This window comes from Prevotella sp. C0209C1, assembly GCF_056583855.1.
In genome coordinates this window covers 1-23582 of sequence record NZ_JBWPJP010000004.1, presented here as the reverse complement: position 1 = coordinate 23582, position 23582 = coordinate 1, and the positions used below count along the sequence as shown (strand labels likewise).

Sequence of the window (23582 nt, the reverse complement as noted above, 5' to 3'; positions counted from 1 at the left end):
TTATTTTATATGAAATGTATGTAAGATTTTTCTTATCCACATATTATCAAATCCTAAGGCGTCTGTAACTATAAATCCTTTATACGTATTAAAAGAATGCATTCCTATAGGAAGTTTTGGATTAGTAGAATATATCCTTCTTATTTCCTTAAATTCTAAACTCTTGATATCTATTTCTGATATTTCACATAATGATTTACCATTACATGTTATCTCTTGTAATGTTATAGCATGACCATATTGAATATTACATTCTTGTGTAGGTCTATACATTTTTCTATTATGCACAAAAAAACAACCTGCCATCCGAGCCACATTTTCCTTAAAAACTTTACTACCTATTAAAATGAATTTACACATCCCTTTATCCCATTTATATACATAAAGAACGTTACCATTAGCAATAGGCTTTTTAGTACAAAACATATAAACATCCTTTCCTAACTTTACAGGTACAGCATCTGCAACATCTTCTTCTAAAACAGTAAAAGCATCTTCTAGTTTATTTATGGAAAAATTATACTTATATATTTTTAGTTTTCCTGATTCACCATTTTCTGGCATAATATAAACAAAATTACCCTTTTCTTCTTTGTCAACCTTCTCCCTTTCAAGGAACCAAGGCTCTCTAATTATTACAGGAAAGCTCATATGCGTATTAAGCTCTTTTACAACTTCTACTTCCTCTAATTTATATGTATGCCTATCAATTATCAATTTAGAAATTCGTCCTTTGTTCAATCGTTTTGTAAATTCCTCTGCTAAAACAATAAAACAAGAATCTGTTACATCTAAAAGAAACGGATCTGCAAACCAACTTTCTTCTATATTATGCTTCATCCATTCTATATGTATATCTTTCTTATATAAAATATCATCTAAAGAAGTATTAATAAAACCTATATTCCATCGCTCTGCGCTTAAAGTTTTTATATACTGTTTAATACACATAATAATTATATATTATATAATCTCCTTGTTAATATTAATTGAAATAAGTTTTCCTCTTTGATAAAACAACTTGTTCCTTATATTATTATACTCTCTTATCTCTCAAATACATTATGTATCCAAATAATTTAAATATACCCCATACAAATCCAATATTCTTTACTATTCTTGATCTATCAGTTATACAGAAATAAAATCTCCAATAATTAATAGCATTTTTCATTCGTTTTATAATTGGTATGTCAAAGGTATTATATAATGCATAATACCAAGTTGTTAATATTGGACTTTCTTTTCTAATTTTAATTATATTAGCAGTTAATCCATCAGGTTGATACTCTACAGTATATATTATCTTATTAAAATAATGATAAATATATTTTTTAGAAATTCTCAACCATTCTAAATCTTCTGGACAAAATTTTTCACCTTCTATTTCAGGAAATGGTATCTCTTTTAAAATAGATGTTCTGAAAACTTCTTTCATATCACCCTTATAATTATATTTACACAAGAAATCCACAAAAGAGATATTTAATGTTGAAAAAAAAGAACCTTCTGCAACTTTTTTACCATCCATAAATTCATCAAAACCAACAATTGCACCTATTTTAGGATTTGACTTTACCTTTTTATATTCATTTGCAACTATTTCTAAAGATCTTGAAGGAAGTACATCATCAGAGTCAGCTATAAAAAATAACTCTCCCATAGCATGCTTAACGCCTTCGTTTATAGCCGTATGTTTACCTCCATTTTCTTTTTTTATATATCTTATAGGAAATTTAAAAGTATGAGATAATTTTAATTGCCTAATAACAGCTTCTGTATTATCTGTAGAGCCATCATCAACTATAAGCCATTCAAAATCTAAGTAAGATTGATTACAAAGACTATTATATAAACGCTCTAACAAATTTTCCCTATTGTAAGTAGGTGTAAAAATAGTAATCAACATTATCGGTAAAATTTATTTTCGGTATAACGTTCATCATATTCATGACTATAATAAATATATCCATTAGGTTTACCGTTTGTTAAAAAAGTTTTATAAGGAGCATGCATCGGAGCCCATGCTATAGTAATTCTGTTAAATAAGAAGAATAATACAACTAAAACAAAAGGTTTAAGCCATAAAGGTATATTCTTAGCATAACATAAATATTGAATAGTATAAATAATACCCATAAAGAAAAACCAAGTTATACGTCCACCTTGTCCAAAACGCATAAAAAGTAGTAATAAAGCACAGAAAACAAAACTCATATTGGTAAATACTATCTCTTTTTTTGAATTTCCTGTTTTGTTGTAATTTTTCAGTATAATAAATAAAAAGAATGCAGCCTCTAAAACATATTCTATTCTAAAACCCTGTGTTTCATTTTCATATTCATTTGCTCTTGTAGAAGAACTTGCCATCAACATTTGAGGTATAGGAGTAAGACCTAATAAAAAACAAATAACAATAAAAATTATAATAGTAGATGGTGTGTATCTACGTATTGGAATAAAATACATTATACTAAATATTATAGCACTATTATGAAAACTATATGCTAATAATACCAATAAAAAAAACTTTATCGGTTTTCTATCCCATATAAAAGGTATAGCTATCCACACTATTCCCGCTGCTATCACCTGACGTAAATATGTCATTGTAAAATAATATAACAATCCAAGAAAAATAATAACAGCAAAAGGATATCTCTCAAGGTACCTACGAAAACTAATAAAATATAATAAATAAATAAATAAAGTCGTAATTAATATATATATATATCTATTTGCGGTAACATAAGATACTAATATCTGCCAAGCAAAATAACCAAACTCTTTACCATTAACTAAATATAATAACCGTCCATAATTATGACTACTTCGCGTTTCATCCGCTATTGTATCAAACATTTCTCCATATATATAACGATCATACCCACCTATCATATCTCCTAGTCCTACAAATAAAGCTAAATATAGAAAGAAAAATGCAAGCAAAATTTCTGATTTACCTTTTTTATCTATCAAAAAATAAATCATACCTAATATAAAAACAAGATAAAATGGAAACATATTTCGTACTCAAAAAATAATTATATCTATTATATGCTATCTATTTAATAAAAACTGCATTACACTATTTTTGCTGGTATCCCTCCCCCATTTCATAATTTTTTTTCGTGATAAAGCCTCCTTTTCTCCTAATGACAACCATAAAAGGACTATAACAAATATAACTATATAAATAAACATATTCTATTATTTAAACTTATTAAATAAGAGTGTAGCTGCTTGTCTTCTGCTATGATGCGACAGAACATTTTCTCTACCAGCCTTTGCTATTTGTTCATATAATTCTCTTTTTAAAGGAATATCCTTTAATATTTCGATAACATCTTCTGCTTTAGCATATTCTAAACAAGACTTTCCGTTGTCTACTAAAATGTTTTCCATAGCATAAGGTGTACCTAATACAAGCAATCCTGAAGAGAGTGCATCTAAAACTTTTCCTTTTGTTCCTGTTCCTATAGAAATAGGAGTGATCTGAATATCATGTTTAGAAACCTCTTCTATATAATCTTTAGCAAAAACCACCTCATTAGTTATAAAGCCACTTAGGGCTAAATGTTTCACATGTTCTTCCCAGCCTCTACCAAGAAATGTTATAGTATAGTAACTTGACAACTCTTTATGCTTTAAAAGTTGGCTTACCAGTTCATCAGAAGCCTGCTTCATATATATATTATATTGTCCAGCTATAATAATACTCAATTTTTCTTTTTTTAAAGAAATGCTTTTTTTGCTGTATAACTCGTAGTGAGGGTGATAGAAAAAGGAAGCTCTTATTTTAGTATTGTTATTTATTAAGGTTTTCAAATCTTCTTTTCCCACAAGCATATACTGAATATTATCACTATTATCATACGCTTTTTCTAAACGAATATACTTCCTATACATTATAGCCTCTCTCCAAAATAAATGAATGGAATGAATAACAAACCGTTGCTTCAGCATTCTATAAAAAAACAACGATTCACAATCTGGCAAAACATGTACTCGCTTATACTTCTTAAATTGCTTTGCTACTCTTGACAGCTCTTGCCCATATATCCAAATACCATCATAATTAGCTTTATCTATAGATATAAAAACATCTTTTGGTATCTTCAGATAATAGTATATTGGCATTGCAAGAAGTAATCTTATAATAAGCAAATTATATTTTAAAACATAAAACAGCCACTTTGGTTGTGATAGTATATGAATCCTAACACCTAACGTTTTTTCTACTTCAGCTATCTCGCTTTCACTGATATCATTATAATTGAAAGTATAAATATCTATATCAATATCTTCCTTTCGCTCTATCATCATGTGATAAGGCAGAGCAGAAGCCCCTCTAACATTCTCTGCAGTAGGTGTTAAACTTGTTAATAGCGCTATTTTCATTTACTATAATTATTTTATAAAATGCAGTATATACTACAATGAAGATTAAACAATGATATTTAGAAAATTATTATTTGCAAATAAATTCTCTATAAAGCATTACATCTTTTTTAGTAACATAACACCTCAATTAAACATTTCTAATACCTGCTCTACTATAGGAGCCATATCATAATATTTATATTGAGCTAATCTTCCGCCGAATATAATTTTATCTTCTTTGTCAGATAACTGTTTATACTGCTTATATAAAGCTACGTTTTTATCATCATTTACTGGATAATAAGGCTCCATGCCAGGCTTCCACTCTGTAGAATATTCTTTTGAAATTACGGTCTTAGGGCATTTATACACATCACTACCGAAAAGCTCAAAGTGCTTATGCTCTATGATGCGTGTGTATGGGACTTCTTTCTCAGTATAATTTACTACAGCATTGCCTTGCCAATTAGGCGTATCAAGAGTTTCCTGCTCAAAACTTACTGTACGATACTCCAAATATCCATATTTGTAATTGTAAAATTCATCTATCTTTCCTGTAAAAACTATCTTTTCTGCAATACTTTCCCATAAGGTACGATCAGTAAAAAAATTAGTTTCTATCCGTGTTTCTATACCTGCAAGCAAACCTTGTATTAACCTGTTATACCCTCCCTTAGGAACACCTTGATAGCTATCATTAAAATAATTATTATCAAAAACAAAACGAAGTGGAAGTCGTTTGATAATAAAAGCAGGAAGCTCTGTACATTTACGACCCCACTGCTTTTCTGTGTAGCCCTTTATAAGTTTCTCGTAAATATCTCTACCTACTAATAAAAGAGCTTGCTCCTCTAAATTGCGAGGCTCCTGTATTCCTGCTATTTTCATTGCAGCAACAACCTCCGCTCTCTGTTCTTCTATCTTCTTCCAAGCCGCAGTAGGTGTTAATACTCCCCACATCTGGTAAAACGTATTCATATTAAAAGGCAAGTTATATAGCTTACCTTTATAATTTGCAACAGGAGAGTTAGTATAACGATTAAACTCCGTTATACTGTTAACAAAGTCCCATACTCGCTTATTATTTGTGTGGAATATATGTGCACCATATTTATGAACACTTATACCTTCTACCTCTTCACAATAAAGATTCCCTCCCACATGTGCACGCTTATCTATTACTAAGCATTTCTTACCTATTTTTGTGGCAAGATATGCAAAAGTAGAGCCAAACAATCCGGAGCCAACAATGAGATAATCGTATTTTTTCATATTTATATTAAAAACAAGCAATGCAAAACAAAACACTATAAAAGAGACATTATTCTCTCTCCCTATAATCAAGCAAATTATACTGATTATTGGTTATAAAAAAAAGAGTGAACCTTATCTCCGCTTAAGAACATAAAACAAGAATAAATAATAGAATTTTAAAGATGTTTTTATCCTATTCTTTATATAAAAGCTTAGCCTTCTTGAGATATTATATTCGCAGATGCTTTAGTTACACATTGCCTTAATAATGTACAAAGATAGGAAAAATAATTAATACTCAATGTAAAAATATTGTAAAAACTCTATGTCTATATACAATTTATAATGCAACAACATAGTCACTAAGCAAATATTTCTCTTATTTTATTCATATTGCATTGATTTGGCAGGATTAATTCTGCTTACTAAATAGCTTGGAGCAATTAGCACTAATACACATACTATCATAGTAATAATATTAAGAGCTAAGATAAGAAGAATGTTTATTTCTACTGGAATAATATTCACATAATAGGTTTGCGGGTCAAGTTTTATAAATCCTGTATATCTTTGCAACAATATTATGCCTACTCCTATAATATTACCAAAGAGTAAACCTTTTCCGATTACAAATGTAGCAAACCATAGAAATATATGGCGTATTTGCTTATTCCTACAGCCAAGGGCCTTCATGGTACCAATCATTTGTGTACGTTCAAGGATAATAATTAATAATCCTGACACCATTGTTACACCAGCTACTGCTATCATCAGACCTAAAATAATCCATACATTCATATCCATAAGATTAAGCCAAGAGAAAATTTGCGGATACTGACTAATAATATTAGAAGCAGCATAAGTGTTATTGTATTTATCCCTTCTGTCCTTAACAATATGTGATATTTTATTAGACTCTATATGGAGATTATTAAAATCTTTTATTAGCAATTCTACCCCACCATATTGATCATCTTTCCAACCGTTAAGTTTTTGTGTTGTATAAAGATCTGTAAAACATATTTGTGAATCAAATTGCTTCATATTTGTGGCGTAAATGCCTGCTATCTTAAAATAACGCATACGCACCCCTTGTCGATTTAAGAAATATGCAAAAGCTTTATCCCCCACGTGAAGATTTAGTTTTTGAGCTATTGTCTCTGATATAACTATTTTGTTTTGGCTTTTTTTATCAGAAAAATTAGGAATATTGCCTTCTTTTAGGTTTTCATGTATAAAAGAAAGATCATATTCAGGACCAACACCTTTAAGCATAATACCTAAAAAATCGGAATTTGTTTTTAATACCCCTTCAGTATAAGCATATCGCTCTACTTTTTTTACACCATCTACCTGTGTGAGTCTTCTTGTTAAATCTTTATTAATAGCTATAGGATACTGTTCTGCTCCATCTATATTTAAAATATTTGTTACAATAATATGACTGCCAAAGCCAACAACTTTATCTCTGATAGAATTTTTAAACCCTAACACTACACTTACAGAGATAATCATTACAGACAAACCTATAGTTACTCCGAGTGTGGCTATTCTTATCGCAGGCTTAGAAACTTTATTATTTAGACCTCTACCTCCGGTATAAATTTTTCGTGCAACGTAAAGAGAAAAGTTCATTTATATTATAATTTTATGACATAAAATATAATCTAAAACATATTCAGCCTATATAATTTTGCTTTTATAAGCATTCATCTGTTTAGAAATATTATTACTATCTATCATATTCTACCAGGATATTGTTCTAAAGCTTTCTCAAGGATAGTTAGAGAACGTTGTAATTTTTCGCGCTTCAGAACATAAGCTATTCTAACCTGATCAATACCAGCATTATGTGTAGAATAGAAGCCACTGGCAGGTGCCATCATAACAGTTTCACCATTATAGTTAAACTCCTCTAAACACCAACGGCAGAAATCATCTGCATTTTTTACAGGTAGCTTTGCTATTGTATAGAATGCTCCCATAGGCATAGGCGAATATACTCCCGGTATTTTATTTAATCCTGCTATTAGACAATTTCTTCTATCTACATATTCTTTATAAATTTCACGATAATATTCTTCTGGTGCATTAAGGCTTGCTTCTGCAATAATTTGTCCTATTAAGGGTGGAGAAAGGCGAGCCTGACAAAATTTCATAACCGTTTTCCTCACTTCTTCATTTTTTGTTATAAGAGCCCCTATACGAATACCACACTCGCTGTATCTTTTAGAAACAGAATCTATAAGAATAGTATTGTTATCTATCCCTTCTAAGTTCATAGCAGAGAAATAAGGCTCATCAGTATAGGTATATTCACGATACACCTCATCAGAGAACAGAAATAGATTATGCTTAGCCACTATATCTCTAATTTGTTTCATTTCCTCCTTAGTATATAGATACCCTGTTGGATTATTAGGATTACAAATCATAATGGCTTTAGTATGTTCGTTTATTATTTCTTCAAATTTTTCTATTGGAGGTAGTGCAAACCCTTTTTCGATAGTAGTAGAAATAGGACGTATTTTCGCTCCAACTTGCATAGCAAAAGACATGTAATTAGCATATGATGGTTCTGGTAGAATAACCTCATCACCTGGATTTAAACATGTCATAAAAGAATACAGCACAGCCTCAGACCCTCCTGTTGTAATAATAATATCATCAGCAGTTAAGTTGATATCATATTTTTTATAGTACTCACATAATTTTTCACGATAAGATAGGCACCCTTGTGAAGGAGAATATTCTAATAATGTACGATTAATATTTTTTAAAGCATCTAACCCACATTTAGGAGTAGGCAAGTCGGGCTGACCTATATTAAGATGATAAACCTTCACACCACGTTGTTGTGCAGTATTAGCAATAGGTGCTAATTTGCGAATAGGTGATTCTGGTATTTTATTACCACGTATAGAAATATCTGGCATAGCCTTAAATTTTAAATTTGTTTTTTAAGTTTATCTTAAAGTAAAAGCAAAGTATTTTTCTTATTACTCTTCTTACCCTGCAAAGATATATAAAAAAAACATTCTAATACTATATTTCCAAATTTAACGTATTTTTTTTTTACTATATAATATACACTTAACAGCATTTACCTTTACTCATATCTTTTTCTTATTATCATACTATCTACATTAGTTAGAATTAATATTTTCAATTACTCTTATTCCTTACCATAGTAAAAGTTATAATACAATGATAAATTAATATTACGCTTATCGCTTATTTAAAACTCATAAAATATTAAAATATCAAACGATCATTTCTAATATGAAACCCTGATTTTTTTGAACATTCTACATCTTAGCTTCAATAAAACACTACATTTTATAAAAGAAAAAATTATGTTTTAATTAAAAAAAACATGTCTGCTTATATTCAAAAATAATTTATTTTTGAGTTATTTTTAATCTATTTTTCCACCAAAAATAGATTATTTTTAAGTGTGTTAGTTGATTTTTACCATAGCTATAAATGCTTTTTTACTATCTTATATGTATACCTTTAATAGTAAAAACCAAACAGTAAAAAACATATATACTACATTAAACTTTTATATGTTAAATATCCCGTTCTTATTTTTATGAGCTAAGTGATATGTGCTTTTAAGTTTTACTTACCTACTATAAATACGAAATAACCCTTATACGTTTAACAACATATAAGGGTTATTTGATAACATGAACCACCTTTTGGTATTAATATTTTAGCTTATATTTGCCACCAATGCTTCTTTTTAGGTGGATTATAATATTTATCTTGACTTGATTGCCACGTTTCGTTATTTTTAATCATATTGTATATAGTGCCCCAGTCTGGTAAGCCTCCAAAGTTTCTATCATCTATAAACATATCTGCTTTTATCTTACGAGAGAAATGATTGTTTTTATGCTTTTCCTCTTCAGGATAATCTTTATTGACTGCATAAAACTCTATTCCTCTATCACGACACCAGTTTACAGCATCTTCTAACAATATTCCTTCTCTAACAGTCCACAAAATAAGGCGATGACCATCATTGATTAGCTCTTTAAGAGTGTCTATAGCAAAAGGTATTTCCTCCCCTATTTTAGGATATTTATGTTCTACTATTGTTCCATCAAAATCTATTGCTATAACCATTTTTGCTATTTCTTTATAGAATTGTCATTCTTATTGCCATAATGGCTATTATTATAACTTCCATATCCACCATACTGCTTATTAGAGTTGTAATAGCCATATTTACCATAACGCCCATATTTACCATATTTGCCATAGCCATATTCATAACCATACTTCTTTTTAGACATATCAATGCCATTAATAACAAGCGACATCTTAGGCAACTTCTTTTCTACAGCAAAGCTATTAACCATGCCAAAAGTAGCTTTAGGAGTATAGTCTGCACGACATAAGTAAACAGTAGCATCAGCTACTCGAGCTATTTGTAAAGTGTCTGTTACCAACCCTACAGGAGCTGTATCTACAATAATATAATCATAATTTTCTCTCAATATCTTAAATATATCTTCTAAAGACTGACGTGCCGTAAGCTCTGTAGGGTTAGGAGGTATTGGTCCTGACATTAATAACTCTAAATTTGGATGCACTCCAGAGGGCAATATCTGGTCATAAATACTTTCTAAAGTTTGGTTATTTTTCACCAATAAATTAGTTATACCATGTTTATGATCGCTTATTTTAAACAGCTCTGCCAATCGAGGACGACGAATATCAAGACCAACAAGAATGACCTTCTTTCCCAATAGGGCAAAGCTCATAGCCAAATTAGAAGCTATAAAGGTTTTACCTTCACCCGATGTGGAAGATGTAAATAAAATAACTTTCTCATCTTCCTGCAACATAAACTGCAAATTTGTACGCATTGCACGAAAAATCTCTTCCATCTGATTATTTTGATTTTCATGCACTACTATATCTGCTTTACCCTTTGCCTTATTACTTGCTATTGCAACATCAGCTAAAATAGGAATACGTGTAAGACGAGTAACGTCTTCATGCCCTTCTATCTTATAGCGTAATAAGCTTATTAAGAACAAAATTAAAGAAGGAATCAATAATCCTATAAGAGCTGCTGTACCTAAAATAACAGAAGACTGTGGACTAACCTGCCCCACAAGCTCAGGATCGTCTATCAACTTTCCTTTATCTGCTGTTGCTGCTAAAGATATATTATTTTCTTCACGCTTCTGTAAAAGCATAAGAAAAAGCCCTGATTTCACTTCTTGTTGTCTACCTATCTGCGTTAAATCTTTTTCTTGTTTAGGAGCTTCTGCCACTTCGCCTGAGAATTTATTATACTGACCAGCAAGAGCATCTCTTTGAATTAAAAAACTTCTTTTAGCTGCACTTATGGCGTCTCTAATGTTTCGGTTCAATACTCTAAGCTGATCGCTCAATGGCTGTATAACAGGTGAATTTTCAGAAGCACTTTTTAATAAACGATTACGCTCTAATACCAATTCATTATAACGATCTATCAACTTTGCAGAACTTTCATCTTGCAATCCTACATTAGAAGGAATAACCTGTGTAAGATTTCGTGAAGACTTTTCTATCTCAGAAGAAATTGTATTAAATAATTCTATCTGCGTTTGAATATCAACTAATTTCTGTTCATATACATTTTGATTTTGAAAAGAATTAGCCGAACTAGCCTCAAGCGCAATCATACCATTTTCTTGTTTATATTTCTGCAACTTTCCCTCTGTCTTGCTAAGCTCAGCATTAATCTTATCTAAACGATCATTAATAAATTGCTCTGTACGTATAGCAATAGTGTTTTTGTCTTCATTAGCCTGCAAATTGTATTCTACGATTAACTGCTTTAGGTAATCTATAGAACGCTGAGGAATAGCATCTGTTATTTGCAACTGCGCTATAGATGATGCTTTTGCATCTTGAGCAACTTGTAAAGATCGTGTGTATCTCGCTGCTGCCATTTTAGGAGAAACTATGGTAACATTTTCAAACTGACCATCATGTAAAGAGCGATTATCATTATACGTAATTGTAATATTACCTGCACGGGTAATAAGGGTTATAGGCAAAGTAGATACTTTTCTATTAATACTAAATGGACCACGATGAGAGAACTCATCTATAGGTTCATAATACGTACCTGTTATATTATAATAATTTCCCTTACGTGCAATATTTAAAGATATAGGTGCATTCAATTTGTCTAAATGAGCAGAATCAATATCTACTGTGATAGGTTCGTTTTTATAGAAACTATATTCTTTTATTCTACCCTCTGTTGTATAAGTTGTATATAATTTTAGATTGCGCACTGCAGCACTAGCAAGTGAACGCGATGTTAAAATTTCCATCTCATTATCTAATCCATTAGAATTAGAAATAGTACCTAAATTACTTGCATATTTTATTGATGAAGATCTATGATTATCAGCATCTTTTACCAACAACTTAGCTGATATCTGATACATAGGAGTAGTGTAGCGTAAAAATATTTTAGCTAACCCTATACAGATAATAAGTGATAAAACAAACCAATACCAATTTAAAATTACTACTCTATAAATAGTCTGAATATTAAACAAACTTTTATCCTCTATAGCATTATAATCTCTTTTATTATCTAATGTCTTATTCTCTTCCATGTTTTTTTTATTTATTTCAATGCTTTTTTATTTATTTCTCATTAGCCAAACGAATAAGATATTTACCATATTCATTCTTTTCCATAGGAGCTGCCTCTTTTAAAAGTTGCTCTCTATTTATCCATCCTTTTTTATATGAAATCTCTTCTAAGCATGCTACTTTCAAACCTTGACGCTTCTCTATACATTCTATAAAGGTACTTGCTTCATATAAACTATTATGCGTACCTGTATCAAGCCATGCAAATCCACGTTGTAAAGTTTGAACCATTAAAGCCTTTTTCAATAAATACTCTTGGTTGATACTCGTTATTTCATATTCTCCACGCTCTGAAGGCTTAATTTTCTTTGCTATTTCTATAACACTATTAGGATAAAAATACAGACCCACAACGGCATAATTGCTCTTTGGATTCTCTGGTTTCTCTTCGATGCTTAAGCATTTTCCATCTTTGTCAAATTCAGCTACACCATATCTATAAGGATCGTTTACATAATATCCAAAAACAGTAGCCATATTATTATGCTCTACATTTTCAACGCTTTTGCGAAGAAGCTGACTGAAACCTGCACCATAAAAAATATTATCTCCTAATACCAAGCAAACACTATCTTTACCTATAAACTCTTCACCTATAACAAAAGCTTGAGCTAAACCATTAGGAGAAGGCTGCTCTGCATATTGAAAGCTAACACCATATTGACTACCATCACCAAACAAATGTTTGAAATAAGGTAAATCAAAAGGTGTAGAAATAATTAAAATTTCTCTAATTCCTGCTAACATTAATACTGAGATAGGATAATAAATCATAGGTTTATCAAAAATAGGAATAAGCTGCTTACTTATACCTTTAGTGATAGGATAGAGGCGAGTTCCTGAACCTCCAGCTAAAACGATACCTTTCATATATTTTACTTGATGTTTGTCTTAAATATGCGTTAAAAAAAGGTTATATCATATTGTTACACAAAAGCCCTACATGAAAACGTTATTATAGCATTACAAGCCTAACACTTCTCCAAGGAGTTCTTCCGTTAGCATACATGTTCGCAAAGGTAATAAAATAATATTTGAAATAAAAGATTATAGAAGAAAAAAAGGTTACTTGTAGATTTTCTTGCTCAAATTTATTAACTTTGCATACTGAAATACTTTAATTAAACATATTATTGTTAATAAAATTATATACAAAAAGAATGGGATTTTTTTTTAAACTATTTAAGAAAGGGGAAGAAACTTCGCCACATATTGGAGGCATGGAAGATTACATGACGCTAGTAAGAGTTTACTTTCAAGCATCATTAGCTTGTCATTTAGGCATAACTAATCTGGCTATGCTTCCAGACCTAAGAACTTATAAACAAACTTTTCATATACCTACAACAAACAACAAATTAGGATTAAATGAGAAGGCGAGTATAAGCAAAACAATGAAAAATATTTATCAGCTAAATGATAACTTCTTTAATGAAATTGATAAAAGTATAAAAAAGAATTGTAAGAAGTTTCAAGATGTTCAAGTATACCTTGTACAATTTCAAGGTTATACACAAGAATTAATGATGCTTATTGGCAATTTAATGAAATTTAAGCTGCGTATACCAGGCTTTTTTAAAAGAGCTATTTATTCGATGACAGAGAAGACTGTCAATGATATTTTTGAAAAGAATGATTTTTCAGATGCAAGCGTTATTAAATCAGTACTATCTGTACGTAAATATAATAAGCGCCTAAACTTTTCTAAGGCATGGACAACAGATTTCATTTACCAAATAGTACTTTTAGCAAAGAAAGAACCTAAACCAAAAGAGGATAAACAGCATAAATAAATAAACATGAATAATTTGCTTAAATAAAAACTTTAAAGTAACTTTGTCCACAAAAAGATAAATAAAGGTAAACAGATGAATGCGAATGAAAAGATCTTGAACACATTTGCCACTAGGGTTCGCCAGTTAATTCTACAATATCTTTCTATAAAAAAGGAGAATAACGAGCTATACAATATGGTTAATGAACGGGATCAAGAAATCTTAAAATTGCAAAAACAATTAGCTCAGTCGCAGTCTGATTACCAAACTTTAAAGATAGCACGAATGATAGAAGTTTCTGATAAAGATATAGAAGTGGCACAAAAGCGTGTTTCAAAGCTGATTAGAGACATTAATAAGTGTATTACATTATTAAGCGACAAGTAAAATTAAGCGACAAGTAAAAAAGAGAGTTATCAAGATATGGACGATAATAACAAATTGCATATTCGACTACATATTTATGACACTGAGCTTCCTGTGGGATGTCCACGAGACGATGAGGAATATTATCGTTCTGCAGCTAAACTCCTTAACGATATGATGAATACATATTTCACACGCTTCAAAGGGAAAAAAACAGATAAAGAAATTCTATACATGGTTATGTTTGATGTTGCATTACAATTAAAACAAAATGAAGATAGAAACGATACTGCTCCCTATGATAAATTATTAAGCAAACTTACCACAGAATTAGAAGAAACTCTTGAATAGAACATTAACATAAATTCTATAACATACAAAATATTAAATGAATCCAATAATAGTTACTATTATAGCATTAATCTGTTTTATTATAGGTTGCGTAGGAGGCTTTGCTTTCTTTAGATATATCTTAATAGGAAAATATAATGAAACTATTGATAAAGCAGAAAAAGAAGCTGAAGTTATTAAAGAAAAAAAGTTGTTAGAGGTTAAAGAGAAATTCCTTAACAAAAAGAGTGAATTAGAAACTGAAGTTCAACAGCGAACTCAAAAAATCCAACAAAACGAAAATCGCTTAAAACAGCGTGAAATATCTTTAAATCAACGTCAGGAGGAAATTAACAGGCATAAACAAGATGTCGAACAACAACAAGTCCATATAGATAATGAGAAGAAATTACTCCAAATAAAGCAGTTAGATTTAGAAAAGATGCAAGGGCTAGAGCGTGCAAAGTTAGAAGAACTTTCTGGTTTAAGCGCAGAAGAGGCTAAAAGAAGACTTGTTGAAAGCTTAAAAGATCAAGCAAAACTTGATGCAGCATCATATATAAACGAAATAGTAGATGAGGCTAAACTAAATGCTAATCAACAAGCAAAAAAAATAGTTATACAAACTATTCAACGTATAGCCACTGAAACAGCCATAGAAAATTCAGTTAGTGTTTTCCATATTGATAATGATGAGGTAAAAGGACGTATTATTGGTCGTGAGGGTCGTAATATTCGTGCTTTAGAAGCTGCTACAGGAGTAGAAATTGTTGTTGATGACACACCTGAGGCTATTGTTATTTCTGCTTTTGATCCAGTAAGGCGTGAAATATGTCGATTAGCACTTCACCAATTAGTTGCCGATGGACGCATACACCCTGCTCGAATAGAAGAAGTTGTTGCTAAAGTAAAAAAACAGCTTGATAACGAAATTATAGAGACAGGAAAACGCACTGCTATAGATTTGGGTATTCATGGTCTTCACCCGGAGCTAATACGTATTATCGGTAAAATGAAATATCGCTCTTCATATGGGCAAAATCTTTTACAGCATGCACGCGAAACAGCAAACCTCTGTGCTGTAATGGCCAGTGAGTTAGGTTTAAATCCTAAAAAGGCTAAACGAGCAGGTTTACTTCATGACATTGGTAAAGTGCCAGATGAAGAAACTGATCTGCCACACGCTTTATATGGTGGTAAAATAGCTGAAAAATATAAGGAGAAACCAGATGTTTGCAATGCCATAGCTGCTCATCACGATGAAATAGAAATGACTACCCTATTAGCACCTATAGTACAAGTATGTGATGCTATATCAGGCGCACGTCCTGGTGCTCGTCGTGAAATTGTAGAAGCATACATTAAGCGTTTAAATGATCTTGAAGCTATTGCTATGAGTTACCCTGGAGTAACAAAAACTTATGCTATACAAGCAGGTAGAGAGCTTAGAGTTATTGTTGGGGCTGATAAGATGGACGATATTGAAAGTGAAAAATTAAGTTCAGAAATAGCTGAGAAAATACAAAACGAAATGACTTATCCTGGGCAGGTTAAAATAACTGTTATTCGTGAAACACGTTCTGTAGCTTATGCCAAATAACAGTTAAGATGCTTTTCAATATTTGTTTTTACTTTACAAAATTCTTATCTTTTATATAAATATATTTTTCTAAATAGAAAATAAGAATTTTGTATTTCATACAAATTCTATTATCTTTGTATTATAATTGAGTGTAATATATCATTAATTATAATACAAAGATAATAAAAATAATGCCGACAAAATTAGACCATACTTTTCAGAGCATTATCTCAGATCTAAAAGCAAAAAAGTTTGCTCCTTTCTATCTATTAATGGGAGAAGAATCTTATTTTATAGATAAGATAACCGATTTTATTGCAAACAATGTTCTTGAGAAAGATATGCGAGATTTTAATCAAACTATTTGTTTTGGTTCAGATGTCTCAAGTACACAAGTAATAGACATTGCAAAGCGTTATCCTGTAATGGCAGATACCCAAGTAGTTATTGTGAAAGAGGCTCAAAATATCAGGTCGTTAGATGCTTTAGAGAAATATCTTAGTGGCAATATTTTAAAATCTACTATATTAGTATGGTGCTATAAAAATGGCGTTATAGATAATAGAAAAAAAATTGTAAAGTTAGCTAATTCTGTAGGAGTTGTTTTTGAGAGCGTAAAGCTACGCGATTATCAGTTACCTACCTTTATTCAAGAGTATCTAAATAAAAAAAATGTAGCAATTGATCCTAAGGCAAAACAAATTATAGCAGATGCTGTTGGATCTGATCTTAACCGTTTAACTTCAGAATTAGATAAAGTAATTATATCTCTCAATAAAGATAACTTACTCATAACACCTGAAATAGTAGAAAGAGAAATAGGTATAAGTAAAGACTTTAACTCTTTTGAACTGCGAAATGCCATAATTCAAAAAAATATTTTTAAAGCCAATCAAATTATTAAATATTTTAGTAATAATCCTAAAGCAGGTTCATTATATTCAGTACTTCCTATTTTATTTTCATATTTTCGAAATTTAATGATAACTCATTATCTTCCAGGAAACAAAACAGAAGAAAACATTGCTACTGCAATAGGACTAAAAAATAAGTGGGGAGTAAAAGATTATTTAATAGGGCTTCGAACTTATAATGCTCGCAAAACAATGGATATACTTAGCAAGATACGTGAAATAGATGCTAAAAGTAAAGGCTTAGACAACCCTAATACAGGACCTAATGAACTCATGAAAGAACTTATTTTTTTTATTTTACATTAGGGAAAAAACACCATCATATTTTATCATATTCTATAACATATAAGTTTTTTATTCTTCAGTATTACTGTCTGATAAAATAAACATCTTCACTCATGGTTATATTTTTATTTTTCTTCCTCAAAATTGTTATATGTTGAATATCAGTAACTTACATTTGCATGATACAAATAAGTTTCCTCAATTTGAGTACTATTGATTAGAAATCATCTTGGATGTTATCAGTCCGCAAGCCAAATATTTGAACCAAAAGAAATTTAATATTTATCCTTTATCTTACCCTTAAAATAACTATCTATAATTTTCGTATTAGAAAAATCTCTTAAAAGAGTTTCTACAATAAATTTGTCAGCTAATGAGGTTGTTGGGCCCAACATAATCTCAATATTATCTAGTGCTTCAAGCTTCATGGGTAAATCTACATATTCTGTATGAACCTTGTAATTTTGTGCTAGTGATTTTGTAATGACATCCATTAAATGCTTTAGAGAATTAAACAGGTTAGACATTTCATTGATGTCCATCAATTTAGGGTTTAAAGGTTGGGCTATCAGCCTAAATCTATATTCGTTTTGAAATGCCCATGAATCTCGCTTAATACATCCCATATCTTTTGTGTTTATGGAGATTCCATCTCCTTCTTTTTTTATTAAATTGCTTATTAATGACTTATTATCAGTAACATAGTGAATTTCTTGTAATTTGGCTTCATTATTTGGTAGCATAAATACACAATCACCCTCTATATGGTTCCATTCCTTGAAATAACTATAGAAAGTGTCGTTGACTCTATATTTGACAAATATATCTTCGTCAAGTCCTATTCGTACACCTTTATAGTTGGTATACATTTTCCATAGCGCAAGGTTCTCTTTATCATCTTTTGTCCAGCACGAAACAAAACAGTATTGCCCTAACATTATATTAGAATCCCCAGAGCCATACATTGCTTCTTCCATATCGTCAACCTTATCAAGTCGATTAAAGCGTATGGTTCTATTCTTTAGAATCAGGGCTAATGTTTCTATTGTTGTATAATGGTAGATTTTCATATTTGGTTTTAAATTTTGATAGATGATTTTATCATCTCTATTTCATTATTGTCCGTAATATGATATAGTTTAAGCACAAAGTTGTCAATCTTCTCGTCAAGTTCCTCTACACGTTTTTGATTGTTTGCTTCCTTCTCTACTGCTATCTCGTCTACCATTTTTTCTAAGTCAGTCTTAGCTTTTTCAGAAATCTCTGGCAGCGGAAAATTCTTTAAGTCTGCAATAAGGATTTTAGGAAAAGCTCCCTTTGTTGCCTTAGGTGAGTGGTTGAAATGGTAGAATGTGGCTAAATTTGAATTTAATATAGCACACAAAACTTTCAATGAATATAACTCGCTCTCTAATACTATTAATATGGCAGGATCATTATAATACTCTTCATTCACAATAGTAGCGTAGATAGATGGATTAGTAATCTCTCTAACCAATAATCTACGCCCCACGAAGAACTTTGGCTCTCGGGGATTGGCAATTCCATCGCAGTAATCTATATATTCTTTACCATTCCATTTGATGCCATATCGTGTTATGTCCTCCCCCCAGAGCCATCTTTTTAGTCCTTCTTTATACTCACTATAATGGTATGCTCTATTTTCTATTATTTTTTTACTTTGCCCTCTGTATTTGTCATATGCAATTAGTCCCTGACTTATATCTGGAAATAAGTTGATTAAACATGAATGTGAACTTTTTATTTTTTCAACTAATTCTATAATCTCTTCTGAGCGAGAAAAAGCCAATCCCCAATTTTGATTTAAACCTAAAAGTTTTTCCTTGGCTATGATTTCAAGTTCTTCATTAATAAGTTCTGAGAATTTGTCTGCGTTGCTTGTATTTCTAAACCCAATTACATCACTGCCAGTGTCTGACAACTGCATATTGAAGACTGTATTGCGTACGGTTACGGACTCAAAGATGTTGAACTGTGAGCAATCTAAGATCTCTATTATTTTCCAATGATTGAGTACAGTGTTCCTAAACATACTCGCATTCATATTAAAGAGCCAAGTATTCGGGACGATATATCCAAGAGTACCATGGGGTTTTAGAATTTGTCGTGCTAATTCTATAAAATAATAGTATATTTCGTAGTCAGGCAGGTGTCCCCACAGCCCCACTATTTTTGTGCGAAGGTCATTCTTGAATGAAACGCCGTAAGGAGGATTACCAATAATGCAGTCGAAGCCTTCAAATCTACCAGTTGCATCTAAGACTTCAGGAAATTCATAACGCCATTCAAAAGCATCTCTGAAGAGCGAATTTTCTTTTAAGTCATCTACTTTCTCTTTGAGTTTTTTTACATTCTTCCTTTTTGCCTCAACTCTGCTCAAGAATCTTGTGTCCGTGCTTTCAAACGCATCATTTTCTAAAGTTAGTAATTCTAAGTTGGCTTTTGCCCATTCTTTATAAACAGGACTTTTGCTGCTGAGTCCAGAAGTTATTTGCGATTTTATAATTTGAATATCATGTTCAATTTCCTTTTTGTTGGCTTTATCTGATGTCGCTTTGTATGCCTTTACATCATCTTTGTATTTCTTGACAGTCAGAGTCGTGTTAGCTAAAACTTGATTAATATTATCAGCTAACGTATGTTTCATTAATAGAGAATTACCGCATTTGATATTGATATCAATATTAGGCAATGTCTCCAAATGTTTATAATCGCTTGAAGCAGTGTAATAAGAATTCTTTAATAGTTCTATCCACAGACGAAGTCTACAGATATTCACGGAGTTTGGATTGATGTCTACGCCATAGAGACAGTTCTCGATTATCTTTTTCTTCTCATTGAATAAAGTTTCTTGAATTCTCTGGCTCTCAACTTGCTTTGGATGATACTCAAAAAGATTCTCGTTTTCAGCATCACTCACTAACAACTCGTCATTTTCAATGGTAAAAGTGTAATCCTGTTTCTTTATTCTTTTACCATTAGCATCTACCAATATTCCCAACTCGAATTTTATTAAGATAATTTCATTGAGGGCGGAAACGAGGAAATGTCCTGATCCTACAGCAGGATCACAAACCTTGATGCTGTCAATAATCTCATTTGCTTTTACAATATCTAAATCTTTGTTGTATATATCTTTGATAGAACTGCAATTCCATTCAAATGTATCGTTAAACTTCTGAACGATGGCATTTCTTATAGATTGCTGACACATATACATCGTTATGTAGCCAGGTGTAAATACAGCCCCATCTTTATGACCATTGATTTTCTCAAAGATGAGTCCCAACACTGATGCGCTGATTAAAGTCTTATTGTCCTCAGTTATTTCATCGGCTTTATCACTTCCAAAATTGTAGGAGTCCAGGAACAGAAACAAATACTCGATAGTTGAAAGTGCAGAAACATTTCTATATTTCTCTTGTTTTTTAAGAATGCTATTCGATAAAATTGGAAGTTTCTCTTTTTGTGAAAGACCACTTATTTTGATAGTTTTTTGTTCCAATTCACTTATCTCAAATAATGAGCTATTGAGGTATGGCACATTGGGATAATCATTATTGACATCCGTAGTTCGCTTCTCGTAATCAACAGCTAAAACTTGAAAGAATAATCGATGTAGCTCGTCAAAGTCTGTTATTTTGTCTATGGTTAGAAATCGATAATTCTTATCTCCATTGTTATAATTTATGAGTTGAGACTCTAATAATTTTAAGAATAAAATACGATTTATCCATGTGATACAAAGCTGTAATGCAACATTAAACTCCTGTTCATCCGTATCTAAACCAAAAGCTTTCAATTCTTTTTCATTATAGACACTGAGACTATCGTCTGTTTTTAACTTGTTAATAACATTTTCTAATAATGAAGCAGCATAACGATTGTTTCTTTTGCGTTTAATAAAACGCTTACTTGATACTGTTACTTCTTCAATGCCAATGATATGTAGGAGTTCTGTATAGAACGATTTATTTAAGGTGTTGCTATCATTTGTATGAGGCAGTTTCAGGATATGAATATTGCTGAATACTTTGTACAATGGAATTATTTCTTTTAATTTTTTTTCATCATCAAAGGATTTGGCAAATGAATCTAAATTAAAATATGTATAATCAATATTCTCTAAAATAGTTGCTACATATGGGTAAGCTATTTCATTATAAAAATGAGAGGTCGATTTATCTGTCTTTACCCCATCTCTGAACTTTTTGAATTCTTTTAGAAAAGATTTGTTCTTATAAAATAATTGTTCAAACAATTGACCATCGAAGAAAAGAACTCCCGCATATTTGTTGCGATAAGATTTCTTATATCATCATTTTTCTTTTCAACTCTTTCGATAAGAAAATATAAAATAAGTTCATGTAGAGCTTTTCTGTTTAAATCAGTTGTTGATATCATCTCAGATTGATTTGCAGTTCGCTTTGCTTCGATAATAACTCCGATATTGGAGGATTCTCTGTTCCCTAGATGAATTGCCCAATCAATATTATTGTCTTCAGGCTTGTTAATTTCATAATCTTTATAGAATGTGGATTTAAGAAAATCACGTAAGTGAGTTTCTTGGTTCCCTTCTATCTGTTTATCTAATATTTTGTGATAGAATTCAGATAATGCTGTTTTAAACTTCAATATATCTTCCTTAACTACAGGTTGTTGATAATAAATTTTATTTATCGATTGTTTTATCGTTAGTTGTGCCATAACTAATTATTTCTTATTCTTGTTCATAATAGTACGAATAGTCAATGCCCTTCATAAACATTTCTCGGTCATCAATCTTTGTAGTGAGGGCAGGTTGTACCAAGGCTTTGATGTACGTGCTATCAGAAATACTCTCACGCATTGCGGTAAGGTATTCGTTTTTGTCTATTTGGCTCCAATCCACACACCGTTTGAGAGAACGCTTTAGCATGAGGTCAAGCCAAATGCGAGTGTTACGACCATTACCCTCCATAAATGGATGGGCAACATTGCGTAAATTCGGCTGCACTCTACCATTAGTGAACGAGTTCACATGGTACTCGTTTGCACGAATTTTCATTTCAATATATTTGTCCATAATCTAATCAAAGGTAGTTTCGGGCATTCGCTCTATTGTTTGCAGGGTTTCAGGGAAGTGCATACAATTAGCGAAAGTGAATCCTCCTTTTGAAATATTCTTAGTTCGGATTTGTCCTGCAAAGTCATACAATCCTCCAAAGAGATAAGCGTGTATCTGTTGCAGACATTTGATATTACCAGGCTCTGCTGTTTTCAAGAGTCCACTCTCAAAGAGTTGGTAGGATTTCTTCTTACTCTGCCCATCAATGGTATTGTCGCTGTAAGTAAACCAATCAAGAAATCCCATTGCCTTGACATTGGGTATTGCCTTTGCCAACAAGATTACTCCCTCACTATCTAACGTATCTGTCAATCGTTGTTTCCCATCAGAGGCTTTTAGCTTTAGTTGCTTAGTAGCACTAACCAGTTCGTTATTCTCCTTCTTCAACTTTGTTTTGAGATACTTCCAATAGTTCCTCGTCTTTTGGTAATCATCTTGCTCGTTAATCGCAGCAATGATGTCCAGCACTGAGAACCACCATTTATTATGGTCGTCGTCCCATACTGCCCTTACTTCACGGTCGTTGAAAAAGCGGATAGATGTTTTATGCTCTGCCATAATAAAGTTACTCATCTGGGGTGTTAATCAATTCTTTTGGATTGATTTGTAAAATCTCTGCTATCTGAAATAGCAATTCTAGGCTTGGCTGACGACGATTGCAAACGTAGGAGTTCACAATAGTGAAACTCTTACCGAGTTTCTATGCAAGCCATGTTTGCTTAATCCCTTTCTCGATAAGTACCTCTTTAATTCTATTAGTTGGACTTTCCATAAATATTATATGATTGTTTGCAAATATAGTAAATATTCGACCTATAGCTCATTTTGCAGGATAGAATCCTCCTTAACTACCGATATACACTGGTGTTCTCAGCAATTCAAACGTT

17 protein-coding genes and 3 pseudogenes are annotated in these 23582 nt (G+C 31.4%); 5 read left to right on the top strand and 15 right to left on the bottom strand.

Features of this window, described 5'->3' with window-relative positions:
• The 10 genes from AC1DCD_RS01675 to rfbA all read right to left on the bottom strand — a co-directional run bounded on the left by AC1DCD_RS01675 (position 1) and on the right by rfbA (position 13185).
• Entirely contained in the window at positions 1–840 is an 840-nt protein-coding gene (locus AC1DCD_RS01675) for a glucosamine inositolphosphorylceramide transferase family protein (protein WP_464639800.1), read from the bottom strand.
• 196 nt (positions 841–1036) lie between these two features.
• Positions 1037–1909, bottom strand: coding sequence for a glycosyltransferase family 2 protein (locus AC1DCD_RS01670; protein ID WP_464639802.1), 873 nt, complete (start codon positions 1907–1909; stop codon positions 1037–1039).
• The gene (locus AC1DCD_RS01665; RefSeq protein WP_464653027.1) at positions 1909–2991 is read right to left on the bottom strand and encodes an EpsG family protein; all 1083 of its coding nucleotides are present in this window, start codon (positions 2989–2991) and stop codon (positions 1909–1911) included. Before AC1DCD_RS01665 ends, AC1DCD_RS01670 begins: the two co-directional genes overlap by 1 nt.
• 219 nt (positions 2992–3210) lie before the next feature.
• On the bottom strand, positions 3211–4401 hold the full coding sequence (locus tag AC1DCD_RS01660; RefSeq protein WP_464639806.1) for a glycosyltransferase family protein: 1191 nt from the start codon (positions 4399–4401) through the stop codon (positions 3211–3213).
• Positions 4402–4527: 126 nt separating this feature from the next.
• Positions 4528–5655, bottom strand: coding sequence for a UDP-galactopyranose mutase (gene glf / locus AC1DCD_RS01655; RefSeq protein ID WP_464639808.1), 1128 nt, complete (start codon positions 5653–5655; stop codon positions 4528–4530).
• Between the two features lie 366 nt (positions 5656–6021).
• The gene (locus AC1DCD_RS01650; RefSeq protein ID WP_464639810.1) at positions 6022–7272 is read right to left on the bottom strand and encodes an ABC transporter permease; all 1251 of its coding nucleotides are present in this window, start codon (positions 7270–7272) and stop codon (positions 6022–6024) included.
• Between the two features lie 104 nt (positions 7273–7376).
• Positions 7377–8573, bottom strand: a complete 1197-nt coding sequence (locus AC1DCD_RS01645) for a pyridoxal phosphate-dependent aminotransferase (protein ID WP_464639812.1) — start codon at positions 8571–8573, stop codon at positions 7377–7379.
• A 787-nt stretch (positions 8574–9360) separates the two neighbouring features.
• Positions 9361–9771, bottom strand: coding sequence for a BT0820 family HAD-type phosphatase (locus tag AC1DCD_RS01640; protein ID WP_008451041.1), 411 nt, complete (start codon positions 9769–9771; stop codon positions 9361–9363).
• A 5-nt stretch (positions 9772–9776) separates the two neighbouring features.
• The gene (locus AC1DCD_RS01635; protein ID WP_464639814.1) at positions 9777–12275 is read right to left on the bottom strand and encodes a GumC family protein; all 2499 of its coding nucleotides are present in this window, start codon (positions 12273–12275) and stop codon (positions 9777–9779) included.
• A gap of 31 nt (positions 12276–12306) precedes the next feature.
• The gene (gene rfbA / locus AC1DCD_RS01630) at positions 12307–13185 is read right to left on the bottom strand and encodes a glucose-1-phosphate thymidylyltransferase RfbA (protein ID WP_464639816.1); all 879 of its coding nucleotides are present in this window, start codon (positions 13183–13185) and stop codon (positions 12307–12309) included.
• Positions 13186–13475: 290 nt separating this feature from the next.
• Between rfbA and AC1DCD_RS01625 the strand changes: the two genes are divergently transcribed.
• From AC1DCD_RS01625 to holA, 5 genes are all read left to right on the top strand, one after another.
• A complete protein-coding gene (locus AC1DCD_RS01625) occupies positions 13476–14108 on the top strand; it encodes a hypothetical protein (RefSeq protein WP_060933000.1) in 633 nt (210 codons plus the stop codon).
• A gap of 75 nt (positions 14109–14183) precedes the next feature.
• Positions 14184–14477, top strand: coding sequence for a hypothetical protein (locus tag AC1DCD_RS01620; protein ID WP_019036560.1), 294 nt, complete (start codon positions 14184–14186; stop codon positions 14475–14477).
• Positions 14478–14513: 36 nt separating this feature from the next.
• Positions 14514–14807 (top strand): cell division protein ZapA, encoded by a 294-nt coding sequence (locus AC1DCD_RS01615; protein WP_008451116.1) that lies wholly within the window; start codon positions 14514–14516, stop codon positions 14805–14807.
• Between the two features lie 37 nt (positions 14808–14844).
• Positions 14845–16386, top strand: a complete 1542-nt coding sequence (rny, locus tag AC1DCD_RS01610) for a ribonuclease Y (protein WP_464639819.1) — start codon at positions 14845–14847, stop codon at positions 16384–16386.
• Between the two features lie 173 nt (positions 16387–16559).
• Entirely contained in the window at positions 16560–17588 is a 1029-nt protein-coding gene (gene holA / locus AC1DCD_RS01605; protein WP_353586779.1) for a DNA polymerase III subunit delta, read from the top strand.
• A 254-nt stretch (positions 17589–17842) separates the two neighbouring features.
• Here holA and AC1DCD_RS01600 read toward each other — a convergent pair whose 3' ends face one another.
• The 5 genes and pseudogenes from AC1DCD_RS01600 to AC1DCD_RS01580 all read right to left on the bottom strand — a co-directional run bounded on the left by AC1DCD_RS01600 (position 17843) and on the right by AC1DCD_RS01580 (position 23467).
• The gene (locus AC1DCD_RS01600) at positions 17843–18637 is read right to left on the bottom strand and encodes a DUF2971 domain-containing protein (protein WP_464639821.1); all 795 of its coding nucleotides are present in this window, start codon (positions 18635–18637) and stop codon (positions 17843–17845) included.
• 8 nt (positions 18638–18645) lie between these two features.
• Positions 18646–21630: a type IIG restriction enzyme/methyltransferase gene (locus AC1DCD_RS01595; RefSeq protein ID WP_464639823.1), complete on the bottom strand. Its 2985-nt coding sequence runs from the start codon at positions 21628–21630 to the stop codon at positions 18646–18648.
• A gap of 6 nt (positions 21631–21636) precedes the next feature.
• Positions 21637–22295 (bottom strand): annotated as a pseudogene (locus tag AC1DCD_RS01590) (DUF7149 domain-containing protein); the annotation flags it as partial.
• A gap of 13 nt (positions 22296–22308) precedes the next feature.
• Positions 22309–23268: pseudogene (locus AC1DCD_RS01585) on the bottom strand (BRO family protein).
• A pseudogene (locus tag AC1DCD_RS01580) lies at positions 23261–23467 on the bottom strand (helix-turn-helix domain-containing protein). Before AC1DCD_RS01580 ends, AC1DCD_RS01585 begins: the two co-directional pseudogenes overlap by 8 nt.
• Positions 23468–23582: the final 115 nt, after the last annotated feature.